Source organism: Bradyrhizobium sp. AUGA SZCCT0158, from assembly GCF_018130065.1.
Lineage (GTDB): Bacteria > Pseudomonadota > Alphaproteobacteria > Rhizobiales > Xanthobacteraceae > Bradyrhizobium.
This window is the reverse complement of sequence record NZ_JAFCME010000014.1, coordinates 75,320-91,353: the sequence shown is the minus strand read 5'-3', so window position 1 is coordinate 91,353 and position 16,034 is coordinate 75,320. Positions and strand designations below refer to the sequence as shown.

The window sequence follows — 16,034 nt, the reverse complement described above, 5'->3', positions numbered from 1 at the left end:
CCCGCCATTTCAGGCCGGTCGAAACCCGGCTCTTTCCAGCGCCGCGCGGCCTTCTTCCGACGCCAGCGCGTCGAGAAAAGCCTGTACCGCCGCCCGCTGCTTGCGCGCCGTCAAGAGCGCGAAATCATAATGCTCTTCGGCGAAGGGAATGAAACCCAGGTCGGATGCATGGGCCACCGGCGCGATGGTCATGCCCCAGTCGGCGCGATGCTGCGCCACGGCGGCGGCGACTGCGTTGTGCGAGCGCGGCTGATTCCAGTAACCGTCGGGCTTGGCGCCCGCCAGCAGCCGGTCGATCAGGATACGCGTGCCGGCGCCCTGGTTGCGGTTGACCATGATGCAGGCGGGGTCGGCGAGCGCCGCACGCACCGCGGCCTCGGCGCCCAGGCTCTCGAAGCGCGCATCGCCCTTGCGGAACACGATGCCCTGCATCCGCCGCCAGCCCGGCACCAGTTCAAGTCCGTCGGTGAGATAAGGCGTGTTGTAGGTTTCGGTCTTGTCGTCGAACAGATGGATCGGCGCAAAATCGCATTCGCCGCGCTTGGCCGCCGCCAATCCGCCGAGGCTGCCGACCGCGATCGATCGCACCGAGAGACCTGCATGCGCCAGCGGCGCGGTGACGAGATCGAGCCCGGTGCAGTGGCTGCCGACGATCACGAGATCAGGCACCCGCACATGCGGCGTGAACAGCGTCACTTCGGCATCAGTGCCTGCCGGCATCTGATCGGCCAGCGCATCGATGCGCAAAAAACCATCGGCCTGCGCGAATGAGGTGATCGCGCCCGAGCCCTTGCCGGTGGGATAGGCGATCAGACCGTCCGTTCCCTTGACCAGCGAGACCATGACGAATTCGGTGCGGCCGAGTTCGGAGGCGATCCGCACCGGAATTCTGGCGCTGACCTTGGCGTCCAAACGCGGCGGCAGGCCCGCCATGCGCCGCAACACCGGCACGATCATGTCGTGGAAGGTGAACATCGCCGAGGTCGGAAATCCCGGCAGGATCACCACCGGCTTGCCGTCGCAAACCGCGAGGCAGAGCGGCTTGCCCGGTTTCAGCGCGACGCCATGCGCAATAATGCCGGGCTTGCCGAGCCGCGCGATGATGCGGTGGGTCACATCGCCAGCACCCTTCGAGGTGCCGCCCGAGAGCACCAGCATGTCGCTGATTTGCAGCGCACTGCGCATCGCAGATTCAAGCTGCGCCTCGTCGTCGGGAATGGCGCCCAGGAACATCGCCTCGCCGCCGTTCTCCGACATCGCGGCGGTGACGATCGCGCCATTGGTGTCGTAGATCGCGGCCGGACGCAGCGGCGAACCCGGCTGCACCAGTTCGTCGCCGGTCGAGATAATGGCGACGCGCAGCCGGCGCGCGACGGCAACTTGCGCGATGCCGCAGGCTGCCAGCATCCCGATCTCGCGCGAGCCAATCATGGTGCCGGCGCGCAGCAGCACCTCGCCGCGCGCGATGTCGGAGCCGGCATAGGACACGAACTGACCGGGCGAAGCGGCGCGGCGAATTTCGATCGCGCGGGTTCCCGCCGGCTGCGTGTGCTCGACCATGACGATGGCATCGGCACCGCGTGGCACCGGACCGCCGGTCGCAATCGACGTGGCGGTTCCCGATAGCACCGGCCGCGTCGGCGCGGTGCCGCAGGCGATCACCTCGTCATTCAGCATCATCCGCACCGGCGTTGCTTCGCCGGCTGAAGCGAGATCGGCGGAACGAACCGCAAAACCATCGACGTTGGAACGATCAAACGGCGGCACGTCAATCGGCGCCACGATATCTTCGGCCAACGCGCAGCCGAGTACATCCGCAAGCGCCCACCGCTCGCTGGGCACCGCGCGCGGAAACAGCGCGGCTTCAAACCGCGCCAGCGCTTCCTCACGCGACAGTATGATCAAGAATTGGTCCTGATCGACGGGTTCACGGTCTTTCGGCGAGGGTGTACGGGTCATGCCGGCATTCCATATCATTCCCGCAGCATATAGCCATCGACGCCGCTGCCTGCAGCAAATCCTTCCGCGCCGCCCGGCACGGTTAACCAGGCCTCGGCGCGCGCGATCGCATCGAGCGACAGTTCCCCGACCGCCAGCGTCACCCAGGCTCCCGCTTTTCGCTCCAGCAGCACGACTTCCGCAATGCCGACCCCGGAGGCGATCTTGCGCGCCAGCGGCAGATTGAGCGTCTTGCGCGGCCGCCGCCCCGACAGCCGGTCGAGCGCTGGCAACGCCAGCGTCCACCACGCCGCGAACGCCTGATCAGGCGCGCCCGGCAGCACGACCACGGGCGTGTTGCCGATGCGGCCGACCGCCGAGGTGCGGCCGGGCTGCACGGCGATGCCATGGGCGAGAACCTCGCCACACCCGGCCAATGCCGTCACCGTCACGTCGGTGCGGCCGACGCCGCTACCGCCGACAATCAGCAGCAGATCGCATGCGCCGACTTCGATCACTGCGGCAATCGATGCGGCGTCGCGGCCAACAGCGGTAACGGACACCACATCGGCGCCGGCGGTGCGCGCGCTCTCCGAGATCAGGTCCGACGTCACCGAGCCGCCGGGAATATTGACGATCCGCAGGCGCGGCCGGCGCACCTTCAGCCGCTCTATTCCCGCCGCCCGCGCGATCATGAGGTCACGTGCCAGCACGCGCCGCCCCGCCTCGACCACACTGCTGCCAGCGGCAATGTCACCACCGGCCCGGCGCACGCCCTGCCCCGGGATCGCTTCCGCCAGCACCTGCGGCATCGGGCCGGATAGCTCGACAGCATCGGCATCGAGCACGCAATCGCAGCCATCAGGCATGGCGTCACCGGCTTCGACCCAGACCGGCAACGCCGTCAATGGCAGCGGCGAATAGGACGACGCCCCGACAAGATCACGGGCCGGCAACGCAAAGCCGTCGCTGGCGGCGATGTCGTGCGGCGGCAACGCACCCGATGGCGGCATGTCGGCGGCAATACAACGCAGCGCTTCCGCGAGCGGCAGTTCCGCAGGCGTTACCGGCTCGACGCCGTGCAACAGGGCGGCAAGCGCCACATCGAGCGGCGTAAGCGAAGTCGGAAGGCGCTGTTGCGAAATCATGGCCCGCTATGCCCTGAATCGGGCCGGAAATAAACAGAACCGGATACCGCCGGCGGTCGGCCCCCTCCTTCCGGCCAAGTTGACGACGGTCCAAATTAGTTGCAATCGGGACCAATTGGCTTTAGTTGCAAGTGGGACCAATTGGCGGAAAGCAACCGCCTGAAGACACACACGGCCAACGTGCTGATACACAGGGAGAAGAGGGATGCTCGTCAAAAACCTATCCATGCTTGGCGCGCTTGCGGCCGCGATGCTGGCGTCGCCTGCGGCGCTCGCGCAACTTTCAGATGACATCGTCAAGATCGGCGTTCTCACCGATATGAACGGCCCGGCGGCGACGCCAACCGGTCAGGGCTCGGTCACGGCCGCGCAGATGGCGATCGACGATTTCGGCGGCAAGGTGCTGGGCAAGCCGATCAGCCTGATCGTCGGCGACCATCAGCTGAAACCAGATATCGGCGGCGGCATGGCGCGGCGCTGGTACGATGTCGACCAGGTCGACCTGATCGTCGACGTTCCGGTGTCGGCGGTCGGCCTTGCGGTACAGAACGTCGCCAACGAGAAGAAGAAGCTGTTCATCACGCACTCGACCCTGGCCGCGGATTTCCACGGCAAATTCTGCTCACCTTACGCCATCCAGTGGGTGATCGACACCCGCTCGCTCGCGGCCGGCACCGCGCAGGCGGTGGTGAAGCGCGGCGGCAACAGCTGGTTCTTCATCACCGATGATTATGCGTTCGGCCACGCGCTCGAACGCGACGCCTCCGCCGTGGTCACCGCCAATGGCGGCAAGGTGCTGGGTTCGGTGCGACCGCCGCTTGCGACCCCCGACCTGTCGTCCTTCGTGCTGCAGGCGCAGGCTTCCAAGGCCAAGATCATCGGCATCGCCGCCGGCCCGCCCAACAACATGAACGAGATCAAGACCGCCTCGGAGTTCGGCGTCTTGAAGGGCGGCCAGCAGATGGCGGCATTGCTGGCGCTGATCACCGACATTCATTCGCTCGGATTGCCGGCGGCGCAGGGCCTCTTGCTGACGACCTCGTTCTACTGGGACATGGACGACAAGACCCGCGAATGGTCGAAGCGCTATTTTGCCAAGATGAACCGGATGCCGACGATGTGGCAGGCCGGCGTCTATTCCTCGGTGATGTATTATCTCAACGCCATCAAGGAGGCGGGTACCGACGAGCCGCTGAAAGTGGCGGCGAAGATGCGCGAAAAACCGATCGAGGACTTCTTCTCCCGCAACGGCAAGCTGCGCGAGGACAATCTGATGGTGCATGACCTCTGGCTGGTCGAGGTCAAGAAGCCGGAAGAATCGAAATATCCGTGGGACTATTACAAAATCCTGGCCAAGATCCCCGGCGACGAGGCGTTCGGGCCGATTGATCCGGCATGTGCGATGGCGAAGAAGTAGATTCTCACCATCGTTGCGACACTACACTCCACCGTCGTCCCGGCGAAGGCCGGGACCCATAATCCCGGTCATCTGTTGTTGGAAAAAGCCGTCGACCATTTGTGCTTAACAATAACTGCCGCGGCGTATGGGTCCCGGCTCAAGGCCGGGACGACGTGTTGAGAGAGCAGCGCCCTACTTTACCACGCCAACTTCGCGGAAATATTTCAGCACGCCCGGATGGATCAGCTGCAGATTGGGCGCAGCGGCGGCCGTGTTCACGGCCGTTGTCTCGCAGGCCTGCGGCAGTTTCTTGCACAACGACCCCTCCGCGCCGTGCAGCGTTTTCGCCAGCCGATACGCGACATCATCCGGCAGGCTTTCGCGCGCGAGGACAAAACTCCATGAGCCGATCGAATCGATCGCCGCCGGCTGGTTCGGGTAGCTGTTGGCGGGCACTGTCAGCGGCTTGAGAAAGGTATGCTTGGCGCGGACCCTGGCGATCTCGCCGGCGTCGGGCGCGATGAAGCGGGCGCCGCCGGGGCTTTCCGCCATGCTCTTGAACCCGGGCCAGCCGATGCCCGCGCCCCACAGCGCCGCGGCACGGCCGTCCTGCACCATGGCCGGACCGTCGCCGGCGCGGTCGAGATAGATCGACTTGAAATCCTCGTCCTGCTTCAGCCCGATGCCGTCGAGCATGTATCGCGACAGGATCGGCAGACCCGAGCCCCTGGCGCCGAACGCCACGGGCTGGCCGACGAGATCGCGAATGGTCTTGTAGGGGCTGTCGGCGCGCACCACGAACATGCCCGGGCTGGAATACATCGCGGTCAGGATCTTCAGCTTGGTCGGCGCCCGCCCGATGCCCATGAAGGCCTCGTAGGAAGGCTCCCCGGCCACCAGCGCGATATCGAGTCCGTCCGTCTCGAGCAGCGGAATGTTCTCGCTGCTGCCCTTGGTGTTGCGCGGCTCGATCGACAGCGTCGGATCGGCGGCGTTCATGACTTCCGCGAACGCACTGCCATAGACCGGGAAGCCGCCGCCCGGTGTCGCAGTGCCAAGGCTGATGGTTGTTTTTGGTATGGCCTTGCTTCCATCTTGCGCCGCCGCGCCGCCTGCCAGCAGGAGAACGCCGGCGCAGACGATATGAGCGAGTTTCATGTTTGGCCTCAAGCGTTGCTCCCCGGGGACGTCTAATCAACGCGCAGCGGGGGTTGCAGGCAAGTGTTGACTTTTATGAAGTTCGGCAAGTCACGGGCGAGACCGGGAATTGGCGCAATGTGGTGGAATTGCCTGCGTTTGAGTAGATTAACCCCGGCATTGCGGGATTGCGATCACCACTGTAAACGATGCCCGCACCGTTGCCGGCCGCCTCAAAACGGCCGCTCGCGGCGGGGCCTGTAGCTCAATGGTTAGAGCCGGCCGCTCATAACGGTCTGGTTGCAGGTTCGAGTCCTGCCGGGCCCACCAGCCTTCGCTCGCGAAGCGAGTGAAGGCTGCCGCGCCGAAGCCCACTTGGGCGAAGGCGGGCGCGGCCGCGAGCTACGGCTCGGCAGGCCACAGGCCCTTCGGGCGACGCGTGGCGCAGCCACGCGGGGCCGAGGGGTGAAGCGTGGTGTCCGGCGTAGCTTGAGCGCAGTGAAAGCGAAGACGGACTGGAAGCTTGAACACGCCGAGATTGCGCCCAACCTAGGGCCTTCTAGCCTCAAGCCACAGCGCCCTCGATCGGTGAGAATGGCATGCTGAGACTTCTGGCCACCGGCTCGCAGGTCAGCCGGCCCCGGTAGACGTTCAGGCCGGCGCGCAAATGCGGGTTCTCGAGCACGGCCGCAAACCCCTTGTTGGCGAGCGCCAGACCAAAAGGCAGCGTGGCATTGTTCAGCGCCTGGCTGGAGGTCAGCGGCACAGCACCCGGCATGTTCGCGACGCAGTAGTGGATGACGCCCTCCACCTCAAAGGTTGGATCGGCGTGGGTGGTCGGGTGCGATGTCTCGAAGCAGCCGCCCTGGTCGATCGCGACATCCACGATCACGGCCCCCTTGCGCATCGAACCCAACATATTCCGCGTCACCAGTTTCGGCGCGCTCGCTCCCGGGACGAGCACCGCACCGATGACGACATCGGCGGCGAACACCTCTTCCTCGATGCTGTCGATGGTCGAGAATTTCGTGCGAACGCGCCCCTCGAACAGTTCGTCGAGCTCGCGAAGGCGGCCGATCGAACGGTCGAGAATGGTGACCTCGGCGCCGAGGCCGACCGCCATGCGGGCCGCGTGCGTCCCGACGACTCCGCCTCCAATCACCACGATGCGTGCCGGCTGGACGCCCGGCACGCCCCCGATCAACAGGCCCCGGCCTCCCGCATGCCGTCGCAACGCCGCGCCGGCCGCTTCGATCGCAAGCCTGCCCGCCACTTCGCTCATCGGCGCCAGCAGCGGCAGGCCGCCATGGGCATCCGTCACGGTCTCATAGGCGATTGCGGTGCATCCGGACGCGATGAGGCCCTTGGCCTGGTCGGGATCGGGCGCCAAATGCAGGTATGTGAAGAGAATCTGGTCTTGCCGCAGTTGCGACCATTCCGATGCTTGCGGCTCCTTGACCTTGACGATCATCTGGCTGGACGCAAACACCTCGCGGGCGGAGTCCAGCACAGTAGCACCGGCCTTGCGATAAGCGTCATCCGTCGCGCCGATGCCGGCGCCGGCATTGGTCTCGACAACGACGCTGTGCCCCGCCGCCACATATTCGCGAACGGCCCCCGGCGTCAGACCGACACGGTATTCGTGCGTCTTGATCTCCCTGGGTACACCGATCTTCATGGCAACCTCCGCTGTATGGCACGCCTCCTTTTCTAGGCGGGAACAGCGGTTTATTTCCCGGCGAAACTTGCGCACCTACCGGCAAATAGTGCAGAAATTCAACGAGATTTGGCACTATGGCGCAGGATTTCAAACATATGGACCAGGACAAGATCGACATGACGATTCTCGCCGAACTCAGCGCCAACGCGCGGGTCAGTCAGACCGAACTGGCGGACCGGGTGGGACTTTCGAGCACCGCGATCGCGCGGCGGCAACGCGCTCTGGAAGACGAAGGATATATCAGAGGCTATCAGGCCATCCTCGATCCGAGCCGGTTTGGCCTCAACACGACCGTGCTGGTCCGAATCGCGCTCAACAGCCAAAGCGACGAGGCGCTGAAATCGTTCGAAGCCGCCGTCGTCAACTGCCCGTCGGTGATCCGCACGTTTCTGATGTCGGGAAACGACGACTATCTCCTGATCGTGCTGGCGCGCGATATCGAAGATTTCGAGAGGATTCACCGGACCGAACTGTCGCGCCTGCCGCACGTCTCGCGCATCCAGTCGAATTTCGCCCTTCGCGAGATCATCGATCGCGCGGTTCCCCTGGCGATCTTCGGAAAACCCGGGCGTCCGGCACGAAAGCAGATCAGAAAACGGGCCGGCTAACGCAGGTAGACCCATGCCCGGCGGCCGGCCACCGGCAACGACCCGCCGCCGTTGCGTAAAACCGCTCGCTCGAGGATTGCCGTCTCGTCAGGCCCGGCGCCGTCGAGAAAGACTTTCACCGCGGTGCGGGCCCGCAAATCGATCTCGGAAAGCGTTGGTATCGCGCCGAGCTGAAGCACAGCTTCCAGGTGAATGTTGCCATAGAGCATGCCGAGGAACTGGCGGGCTCCGGCTTCGCAATCCGCAAGATCGATCTCTCCGGCCTGCTTTGCTCTTGCAAGAATATTTGTCAGGACCTCGATCGCCCGCTTAGGGCCATGCTGCGCATAGACCCGCGTCGCATTCGGGTAGCGGTCCGCTTCGAGGATGGCGGTGTAACAAACCTCCAGCAAGGCCGGCGTCATCATCGTTTCGAGAAGATTGCGCCCGATGATGACGAGCAATTCCCTGAGCGGCAGCGAAAGCTGGTCGGCACTGACACTCAGTGCGTTGGACGAGTACTGGCTGACGACCTTGGCGAACTGGTCGACCAGAAGCTGCTCCACGTTCTCGCGCCGCGTTGTTTTCTCGCGGAGCAGTTCCTTGTAGAGACCGTGAGGCGTCCATGTCCAGCTCGGCCGCCCAAGCACGAACGCCGTGATAACAGCGCAATTCGACCAGCCGCGCATCTGGCTCGCTCTACCAGGAACCTGCTCGCGGACGCGAAGGATATCGCCCGTCCCACCCCAGCGAAGAAATTTGACGGCATCGGCCGGCGGCAGGATCGTCACCATCATACGGGTCCACCACGGCTCCACGAGCAGCCAGCTCCCGGTGTTCGTCGGCCGCATGGCAAAGACGTGCTTGTGCTTGTGATGGACGAACCGATGCCACCATTGCCGTTTCAGGCCGGGGACGAAGCAAATGATCCAGTCGACGGGCTCGACCGTCACCAGCGATCCATGCTCGTCGGCGCAGTTGGCCAGATCCGACGGGACATCGTCGACGACCTTCAGGGGTAATGGCCTGTCGCTGCTCCGCGCCAGCAAGGACCGTCCCGCGCTGGCAGTATCAAATGGCGCGTTCATATCTGACGCTCCTCGCGCTTGCACATCCATGCAGGAACCTTTCTACGCCGGCCTTGACGCGGTCGGCGGTTGTCCCGTTCTGGCTGGTCACGGGATTGAGCATCAATGCCTGGTAGAGCGGCTCCCTTAGCAGTCCCATCAATTGCTCCGCGCATACCTGCGCGTCCGATATCGACAGGATTCCTCTTTCATTGGCCTCCGACAGAAACTCCCGCAGCCTCCTTGTGACGATCTCCGACCCTGCCTCGTACAGCCGCTTCTTGAGAGACGGGTTGCGTGCAGCTTCGGCCATCATCATCCGGACGAACCCGACCAGGGTGGTCGAATATTCTCGCGAGGCAACGAGTCCGAAGGCGACAAGGGTATCTCGAACATCGTCAAGGGTATTTGGGCGTACCCTCCTCATCAATGGCTGCGATATGAACAGGGCTTCGTGCTCGGCAACCGCGACGACGAGATCGTCGATACTTTCGAATGCCGACCAGATATCTTTTTGCGAATATCCGCTACGATGAAAAATATTGTCGAGGCCGCCGGGCGCGTCGCCGGGATGAGCGAGGGCCTCGCTGATCGCCGACACGATGTCGGAGCGAGAGTCCTGTCTCGATTCGGTGTCGTCCGCTCGAGCGGACGTGGAACGTCTCATGTTACGGCTCCTCGCTTCGGGATGACTGCGCGGCGTGCGCTTTGGCGTAGCGGTGGAATCCGATCTTGATGGAGACCAGCACGGGCGCGGCGATGACGAAAAGCACCGCGACGGCATTGAACGCGGTGTCGAAGGCGATCACGGTCGACTGACCCATGACGGCCCTGCCCAGCAGGCTCGTCGCCGCCCGGCTGGCGCCCACGGCGTCCATTCCTTGCGCCGCGAGCGTGGTTGTCATCGCCGTCAGCCGCTCGCTCACCGCAGGAACGCCCGCGGTGACGCTGGCGCCGAGCGCCGCAACATTGCCGGCGACGTTATGGTCGATCAGTGTCTGCAGTCCGGCTACCCCCATCAGACCGCCCAGCTGGCGACCCGCATTGAAGAGACCTATGCCGGATGCACGTTTGTGGTCATTGAGATGTCTGAAAGCGATCAGCGTGATGGATAAAAACAGGAAGCCGAGGCCGAGGCCCCGCAACAGGATGGCTGCCATCATGTCGTGCGCGCCGCTTTCGCTGGTCGAGCCTGACAGCATCCACATCGCAATCATGATCATCAGGATCCCAATGGGCACTGTCGCGACCGGAGGAACGCGACGAACCTGGAAGAGGAAAGCGGCTATGAGGAGCGTGCCGATGAAAAATGCGCCGCTCGGCAACAAGAGCAGGCCGGCGTCGGTAGGCCTGAACGCGAGAACGGAAACGGCAAAGGACGGGATCAGGAACGCGCTCCCGAACAGCGCGGCGCCGGCGACAAAGCTGACAATGAAGGCGAAGGAAAAATCCTCCGTTCGGAACAAGGTGAAATCGAGCAGGCCCCGCCCTTTGGCGATCACCTGGTGGCCGAGAAACAGCAGCAGGGCGGCGGCGCCCAGCACCGTCAGCCACAGGATGCGAGGTTCCTCGAACCAGCGCCATCGGTTGCCCTGATTGAGAACATAGGTGAAGCAGAGAAATGCGACTGACATCAGCGAGAAGCCGATCCAATCAAACGGACGGCGCACGGCCGCAGCGGGCTTCGGGGCGTCCGCGATCAACAGTAGGCCGGCCGCTGCCAGGGCCACCGGAACGACGCAGACGAAAATCCATGTCCAGGACTGGCTGTCGAGCAACCATCCCTGGAGCGCCGGGGCGATGGTCCCGGGAGCGACGACCGATCCCATCGCAAACAGGGCTTGAAGGATCGGTTGGTGGGCGCGCGGATAGGCGAGAAAAATGATCGCCTGGCCGCCGATAAGCAAGATGCCTCCGGAGAAGCCCTGTATCATGCGCAGTGCGACCAACAGGTCCAGCCGGGCCGTGATGACGGCAATGCCGCATGCCGCGCCTATCACCAGCGTTGAGCCGATGATCAGTTTGTGCGGATCGACACGGCTCATCAGCCAGGGGGCGGTCATGAACCCGATCAGTTTCAGAGCGGTGTATCCGATGTCCAGCCAGGCGGCCTCGTCGGGAGTTGCATAGGTGTCGCCGATGATATAGCCGCGCCCGAGCGACAGCACGGTACCTGCGATCGCCTCCGTCAGCGTCGCAAGCACGACACCCACGACAAGAAGCGATCCGGTCGCAGATCTGTCGCGGCTCGGCGTATCGGCGACTACAGCGGTCATGATCCGCTCCTCCGGTCGACCTCGACGCGTGCGGACAGCCCAGGCACGAGGCGGCCGGGCAACGGGTTGCTGGCAAACCGGATCTTCACCGGCACGCGTTGCACGACGCGAATGAAGTTGCCTGTCGCATTGTCTGCGGGAAGCAGGCTGAAGGCGGACCCGCTGCCCGGCGCAAAGCTGTCCACCAGGCCTTCGATCGTCTCATTCGGATAGCCGTCGACCCTGATGCGGACGCGCTGGCCGGGCCGGATATGTTCGATCTGGGTTTCCTTGAAGTTCGCCACGACCCAGACGTCCTTGACCGGAACGATGTCGAGCAGGGAGGCGCCCGGCGCGACCAGCCGGCCGATGCGGACCTGGCGGTTGCCGATCACGCCGTCGACCGGCGCATGCACCACCGTGTTGTCGAGATCGATCTGGGCGAGATCGCGTGCGGCCTGTGCCTGCGCCACGGCAGCAACGGCCGCTTCGCGCTGGGTGGCAAGAACGGCAATGCGCTGCTGCTGGGCCTCCACCATCGCCGACGCCGCCGACACGCCCGCCTCGGCCCTCGACAGCGCCGCATCGCTTTCATCGACCGCGGCCTGGCTGACGGCGTTGGTGCGGATCAGTTCGCGGCGGCGGTCGGAGGCCTTGGTCGCCAGATTCTTCTCGGCCACGGTCGAGCGTCGCTGCGCTTCGGCCTGCCGAACCAGCGCGTGCTGAAGCTGGATGTCGGCATCGACATTGGTGAGGCGGGCCTGCGCAGCTTCGACGTTCGCCACGGCTTGCGCCAGTTTTGCGCGATAGTCCCGGTCGTCGATCCGGAACAGGACGTCACCCGCCCGAACGGTCTGGTTATCCTCGACCTCGAGGATCGTGACGTAGCCCGCAACCTTCGGGGCGAGCGAGGTCACGTCACCGCGGATATACGCGTTGTCGGTCGACGTCTCGCCGATCGAACGCGCCCTCCATCCCGTAGCGACGATCACCACTGCGCCGAGGCACAGCAGCAAGCCAATCGTCTTCTTCTTGTTACGCTGCATGACGGCCTCCGGTAATGAGTGTTACCAATTGACGTCTATGGTAATGGGCGTTACCAGTCAAGGGATGGATCGAGATAGATGAATGGCTGTGGCTAAGAAAGGGCGCCCGAACGGTCGCCGGGAGACCCTGCTTCGCGCTGCGGCTGAGGTGTTTTTTGAACAGGGCTACGCGGCGACGAGCATCGACGCGATCATCGAACGCGCCGGTGGTTCGAAACGCAACATCTACAGCGAGTTCGGCAACAAGCAGGGCTTGTTCTCCGCCATCGTCCGGGAAAACGCAGACAGGGTGCTTTCGACGTTGGTCATCGAGCAAACCGAAGGCCACGATCTCAGGGCGACGCTGACGGCGTTTGGTCAGCATCTGATGGGCGTTTACATGTCGCCCACCCTGATCGGCATCTACCGGATTGCCGTCACCGAGGCCAACCGCTTTCCCGATCTTGTGAAGTCGTTTTACGAACAAGGCCCCGGCCGGGCTACGTCCCGGCTCGCGGAGGTCCTTGAAGCCGCCAACAAGCGCGGGGACATCCGGACGGATGATTGCTCGCGCACGGCCGGGCACTTTGTCGGCATGATCCGCGACAACCTTCATCTGCAGGTCGTTCTCGGGCTGCGCGCGGCGCCGTCGGACAAGGAAGTGCAGGCGGCGGTCCGTTCGGCCGTAGAGGTGTTTTTGAACGGTGTTCGGACTGGCCGGAAAAAGTAGACAGCCTGTTGTCGACTTCGGCATCGAGCGGTTTGCTGAACGGCCGGGCCGGGTGCTGATAGCGATCATCATTTTCTCCGTCATGTGAGGAAATGCTCATCGTCCTGCCTACCGTGCAGTCCAGCCGCCATCGACGGAGATCGCCGTGCCTGTGATCTGCTCGGCCGCAACCGAGCACAGGAACGCGACGGTGCCGCCAAGCTGCTCCGGCGAGGCGAAATCCAGCGACGGCTGCTTCTCGGACAACAGCTCTTCGGCGGCTTGCTTCTGGCTGATGCCGCGCTGGGCTGCGATGTCGCTGATCTGCTTTTCCACCAACGGCGTTCGTACCCAGCCGGGACAGACCGCATTGCAGGTGACGCCGGTCCCGGCGGTCTCCAGGCCGACCACCTTGGTCAGGCCGACCATCCCGTGCTTGGCCGCGACGTAGGCGGCCTTGTGCGTCGAAGCGACGAGGCCGTGCGCGGAAGCGATGTTGACGATCCGTCCCCAGCGCTGCTTTTTCATCTGCGGCACCGCCGCCGCAATGCCGTGGAATGCCGCCGACAGGTTGATCGCGAGGATTGCATCCCACTTGGCCGCCGGAAACTCATCCACCGGCGCGGTGAACTGGATGCCGGCATTGTTCACGAGGATGTCGAGGCGCCCGAATTTCGCGATCGTCGCGGCAATCAACCCGCGCACGGCGTCGCCCTTCGACATATCGGCGCCGTCGTAGACGACGCGCACGCCGTGCTCGCGTTCGATCGCGCTGCGGATCGCCTCGATCTCGCTGGCCTCGCCAAAGCCGTTCAACACCAGATCGGCGCCGGCCTTCGCCAGCTCCCTGGCGATGCCAAGGCCGATGCCGCTGGTCGATCCGGTGACGATCGCTACCTTGCCCTTCAACATGAGATTTCCTTTCAGGTGCTTTGAGAAATGAAACCCAGCCGGGGCTCAGTCGCGGCGATGCACGTCGTGCGTGACGATGCCGAGTTCCGGTGCCGGCGGGTCGAGGCGGTGCGGGTCGGCCAGCGTGCGGCGGATGTCTTCGAGCCCGCTCTGCCAATGCGTACGCATCGCGCTCAACCCGAACTCGTAGTCCCTCGAATGGCCTTCGTAGATCTTGGACTGGTAGATCAGGTGAACGATGTTGTAGGAGCGATGGCGCGCCATATCGGCGATGGCGCGGATTTCCGGCTTCGCCTTTGCGCTGGCCGGCAGCTCTTCCATGGTCCGCTGCAACGCCTGACGCATCTTCTGCATCCGCATCACCTGGTCGGTGACGGCGCGTGTGCGGCTCGAATACTGGATGTCCTTCTGCCGGCTCGACACCTCCATCAGATCCTGGGGAACGCGGCCCCTGGCCGACCAGAGGTCGACCTGGAATGTCAGCGTGTCAGATGGCTCGCCGGACAGCACGCGCGATAGCGGCGTATTCGAAACCACACCGCCGTCCCAATAGTGCTCGCCTTCGATTTCGACGGCGGGGAATCCCGGCGGCAGCGCGCCGGAAGCCATGAAATGCTTCGGTCCCAGCCGGCGTTCGGCGGTGTCGAAATAGGTCAGATTGCCGGTGCGGACGTTGGCCGCGCCGACGCTGACGCGCACTTCGCCCGAGTTCAGCCGGTCAAAATCGACGAGCCGTTCCAGCGTCTGTTGCAATGGCGCGGTGTCGTAGAAGCTGGTCGCGGCATCGCCCGTGAACGGCGACCACAGCGGCGACGGGAAGCGCGGCTTGAAGAAGCCGGGCTGACCCTGGACCAGGGCCCGCGTTGCCGCCAACCTGTTGCGCACCGAGTTGATATCGAAGGCAAAGGGCAAGGCGTTGGCCAACCCCTCGCCTGCGGGCCACTCGATCGAGAAGGCACAGATCGTCTCCCAGAACTCGCGCAACCGCTGCACGCGCTCGGCTTCGGGCGAGCCGGCGATGATGGCGGCGTTGAGCGCGCCGATCGAGATGCCGGCCAGCCAGTTCGGCCGGATGCCGGCCTCGTGCAGGCCCTCATAGACGCCGGCCTGATAGGCTCCAAGCGCGCCGCCGCCTTGCAGCACCAGAGCGACGACATCGTACGGCAGCGGCCTTTCTTGCTGCGGCACCGGACTGGATCGTTCACGCATCACGTTCAACATTGCCAAAACTCCCTGCATTGTGGCTGACCCGATCAGCCGGCATTCGCTTCGATCAGGATTTCGGACCCGGTCCCGCGTAGACGTAGCGTCGCGCCAGGCGCCAGATAGTCGTGGACCACGGTGCCAAGCCCGAGCGTGAGGTCGGCAACAACGTGCTTGGCGGACAGCACCTCAAGCACCGGCAGTTCGGCGACGGGAGCGAGCGCATGCGAGCACAGGTCGAGCGCCGCCGGCCCGGTCCACGCACCCTTCACGGTGATGTCCTCGAGGTGGAAGCGCACCAGCTCGCAGATACGTGCCGTGCCGTCGACATGCGGGATGATCTTGAGCAGGAAGTTGGGTGCGGCGAGTTTTCTGGCCTCGACCGATGTGTCGAGCGCGCGGTGCTTGTAGCCCATGGTGCCGGGCGATGCGGACCGAGCCGTAGTTCAGCGTGCCGACCAGCGTGTCGATCTCGACTGCCAGTTTCGGCTGCGCCAGCTTCTTGGGAAAGCCCCACAGCTCGCGCCCGCCTGCAATCGGCGGGTGATCATTGAGGAACATCTGATGCACGAAGCTGCCGGCCTCGCCCCGGCAGGACACCGGGATGACCTGGCCGCTTTCGGTGTAATCGCCGAAGCCGGTCGAGTCAGGCATGCGGATGAACTCGTAATTCACCACCGGCTCGGTCAGTTCGAGCGGTTCCGGCACGACCCGGCGCAGCGCCTCGGGATCGGTCCGGTACTGGATGATGAAGTACTCGCGGTTGATGAACCGGTAGGGGCCGGGTGGAAAGGCCGAGTTCGTCAGCGGCATGGCGAACGCGGTCGCGCGCACGGTCTCGTGTTTCATCGAGGTCGAACTCCAAGAGGATTTTGGGTGAGCGGGCCGCGCTGCTGCGTGGGAAACGCGGCCCGTATCGGATCAAGCGCTTGCG

The 16,034-nt window shown here is 64.3% G+C and carries 13 protein-coding genes, 1 tRNA gene and 1 pseudogene; 4 read left to right on the top strand and 11 right to left on the bottom strand.

Annotated elements, in window-relative coordinates; translation table 11 throughout:
* Positions 1–9: 9 nt before the first annotated feature.
* Both JQ574_RS20835 and JQ574_RS20830 read right to left on the bottom strand, forming a co-directional pair.
* Positions 10–1,959 (bottom strand): molybdopterin biosynthesis protein, encoded by a 1,950-nt coding sequence (locus tag JQ574_RS20835; protein ID WP_212210224.1) that lies wholly within the window; start codon positions 1,957–1,959, stop codon positions 10–12.
* Positions 1,960–1,973: 14 nt separating this feature from the next.
* Entirely contained in the window at positions 1,974–3,086 is a 1,113-nt protein-coding gene (locus tag JQ574_RS20830) for a molybdopterin-binding protein (protein WP_212210223.1), read from the bottom strand.
* A gap of 205 nt (positions 3,087–3,291) precedes the next feature.
* On the opposite strand from JQ574_RS20830, the gene JQ574_RS20825 reads away from it, so the two are divergent.
* Complete coding sequence (locus JQ574_RS20825; protein ID WP_212210222.1) at positions 3,292–4,503, top strand: ABC transporter substrate-binding protein; 1,212 nt, start codon at positions 3,292–3,294, stop codon at positions 4,501–4,503.
* Positions 4,504–4,677: 174 nt separating this feature from the next.
* Here the strand turns inward: JQ574_RS20825 and JQ574_RS20820 are convergent, their stop codons facing one another.
* Complete coding sequence (locus JQ574_RS20820; RefSeq protein WP_212210221.1) at positions 4,678–5,643, bottom strand: TAXI family TRAP transporter solute-binding subunit; 966 nt, start codon at positions 5,641–5,643, stop codon at positions 4,678–4,680.
* Positions 5,644–5,876: 233 nt separating this feature from the next.
* On the opposite strand from JQ574_RS20820, the gene JQ574_RS20815 reads away from it, so the two are divergent.
* Positions 5,877–5,952: transfer RNA gene (locus tag JQ574_RS20815), tRNA-Ile, on the top strand.
* A 235-nt stretch (positions 5,953–6,187) separates the two neighbouring features.
* On the opposite strand, the gene ald is transcribed toward JQ574_RS20815, so the two are convergent.
* Positions 6,188–7,300 (bottom strand): alanine dehydrogenase, encoded by a 1,113-nt coding sequence (gene ald / locus JQ574_RS20810; RefSeq protein ID WP_212210220.1) that lies wholly within the window; start codon positions 7,298–7,300, stop codon positions 6,188–6,190.
* A gap of 116 nt (positions 7,301–7,416) precedes the next feature.
* On the opposite strand from ald, the gene JQ574_RS20805 reads away from it, so the two are divergent.
* Complete coding sequence (locus tag JQ574_RS20805; RefSeq protein WP_409411228.1) at positions 7,417–7,950, top strand: Lrp/AsnC family transcriptional regulator; 534 nt, start codon at positions 7,417–7,419, stop codon at positions 7,948–7,950.
* On the opposite strand, the gene JQ574_RS20800 is transcribed toward JQ574_RS20805, so the two are convergent.
* The 4 genes from JQ574_RS20800 to JQ574_RS20785 are packed head-to-tail and all read right to left on the bottom strand — an operon-like array spanning position 7,947 to position 12,297.
* The gene (locus JQ574_RS20800) at positions 7,947–9,047 is read right to left on the bottom strand and encodes a TetR/AcrR family transcriptional regulator C-terminal domain-containing protein (RefSeq protein ID WP_212383811.1); all 1,101 of its coding nucleotides are present in this window, start codon (positions 9,045–9,047) and stop codon (positions 7,947–7,949) included. The two genes, JQ574_RS20805 and JQ574_RS20800, sit on opposite strands and share 4 nt — an antisense overlap.
* Positions 9,001–9,663 carry a TetR/AcrR family transcriptional regulator C-terminal domain-containing protein gene (locus JQ574_RS20795; RefSeq protein WP_212210217.1) on the bottom strand — a complete coding sequence of 221 codons (663 nt, stop codon included), beginning with the start codon at positions 9,661–9,663 and terminating at the stop codon, positions 9,001–9,003. The genes JQ574_RS20800 and JQ574_RS20795 overlap by 47 nt, the downstream gene beginning before the upstream one ends.
* Position 9,664: 1 nt before the next feature.
* The gene (locus JQ574_RS20790; RefSeq protein WP_212210216.1) at positions 9,665–11,272 is read right to left on the bottom strand and encodes an MFS transporter; all 1,608 of its coding nucleotides are present in this window, start codon (positions 11,270–11,272) and stop codon (positions 9,665–9,667) included.
* Complete coding sequence (locus JQ574_RS20785) at positions 11,269–12,297, bottom strand: HlyD family secretion protein (RefSeq protein ID WP_212210215.1); 1,029 nt, start codon at positions 12,295–12,297, stop codon at positions 11,269–11,271. Before JQ574_RS20785 ends, JQ574_RS20790 begins: the two co-directional genes overlap by 4 nt.
* An 82-nt stretch (positions 12,298–12,379) precedes the next feature.
* Here JQ574_RS20785 and JQ574_RS20780 point away from each other — a divergent pair, with 82 nt between their 5' ends.
* Entirely contained in the window at positions 12,380–13,006 is a 627-nt protein-coding gene (locus JQ574_RS20780) for a TetR/AcrR family transcriptional regulator (RefSeq protein ID WP_212210214.1), read from the top strand.
* A 108-nt stretch (positions 13,007–13,114) separates the two neighbouring features.
* On the opposite strand, the gene JQ574_RS20775 is transcribed toward JQ574_RS20780, so the two are convergent.
* From JQ574_RS20775 to JQ574_RS20765, 3 genes and pseudogenes are all read right to left on the bottom strand, one after another.
* The gene (locus tag JQ574_RS20775) at positions 13,115–13,897 is read right to left on the bottom strand and encodes a 3-hydroxybutyrate dehydrogenase (protein WP_212210213.1); all 783 of its coding nucleotides are present in this window, start codon (positions 13,895–13,897) and stop codon (positions 13,115–13,117) included.
* 45 nt (positions 13,898–13,942) lie between these two features.
* On the bottom strand, positions 13,943–15,118 hold the full coding sequence (locus JQ574_RS20770; RefSeq protein WP_212383809.1) for a patatin-like phospholipase family protein: 1,176 nt from the start codon (positions 15,116–15,118) through the stop codon (positions 13,943–13,945).
* 32 nt (positions 15,119–15,150) lie between these two features.
* A pseudogene (locus tag JQ574_RS20765) lies at positions 15,151–15,949 on the bottom strand (acetoacetate decarboxylase).
* Positions 15,950–16,034: the final 85 nt, after the last annotated feature.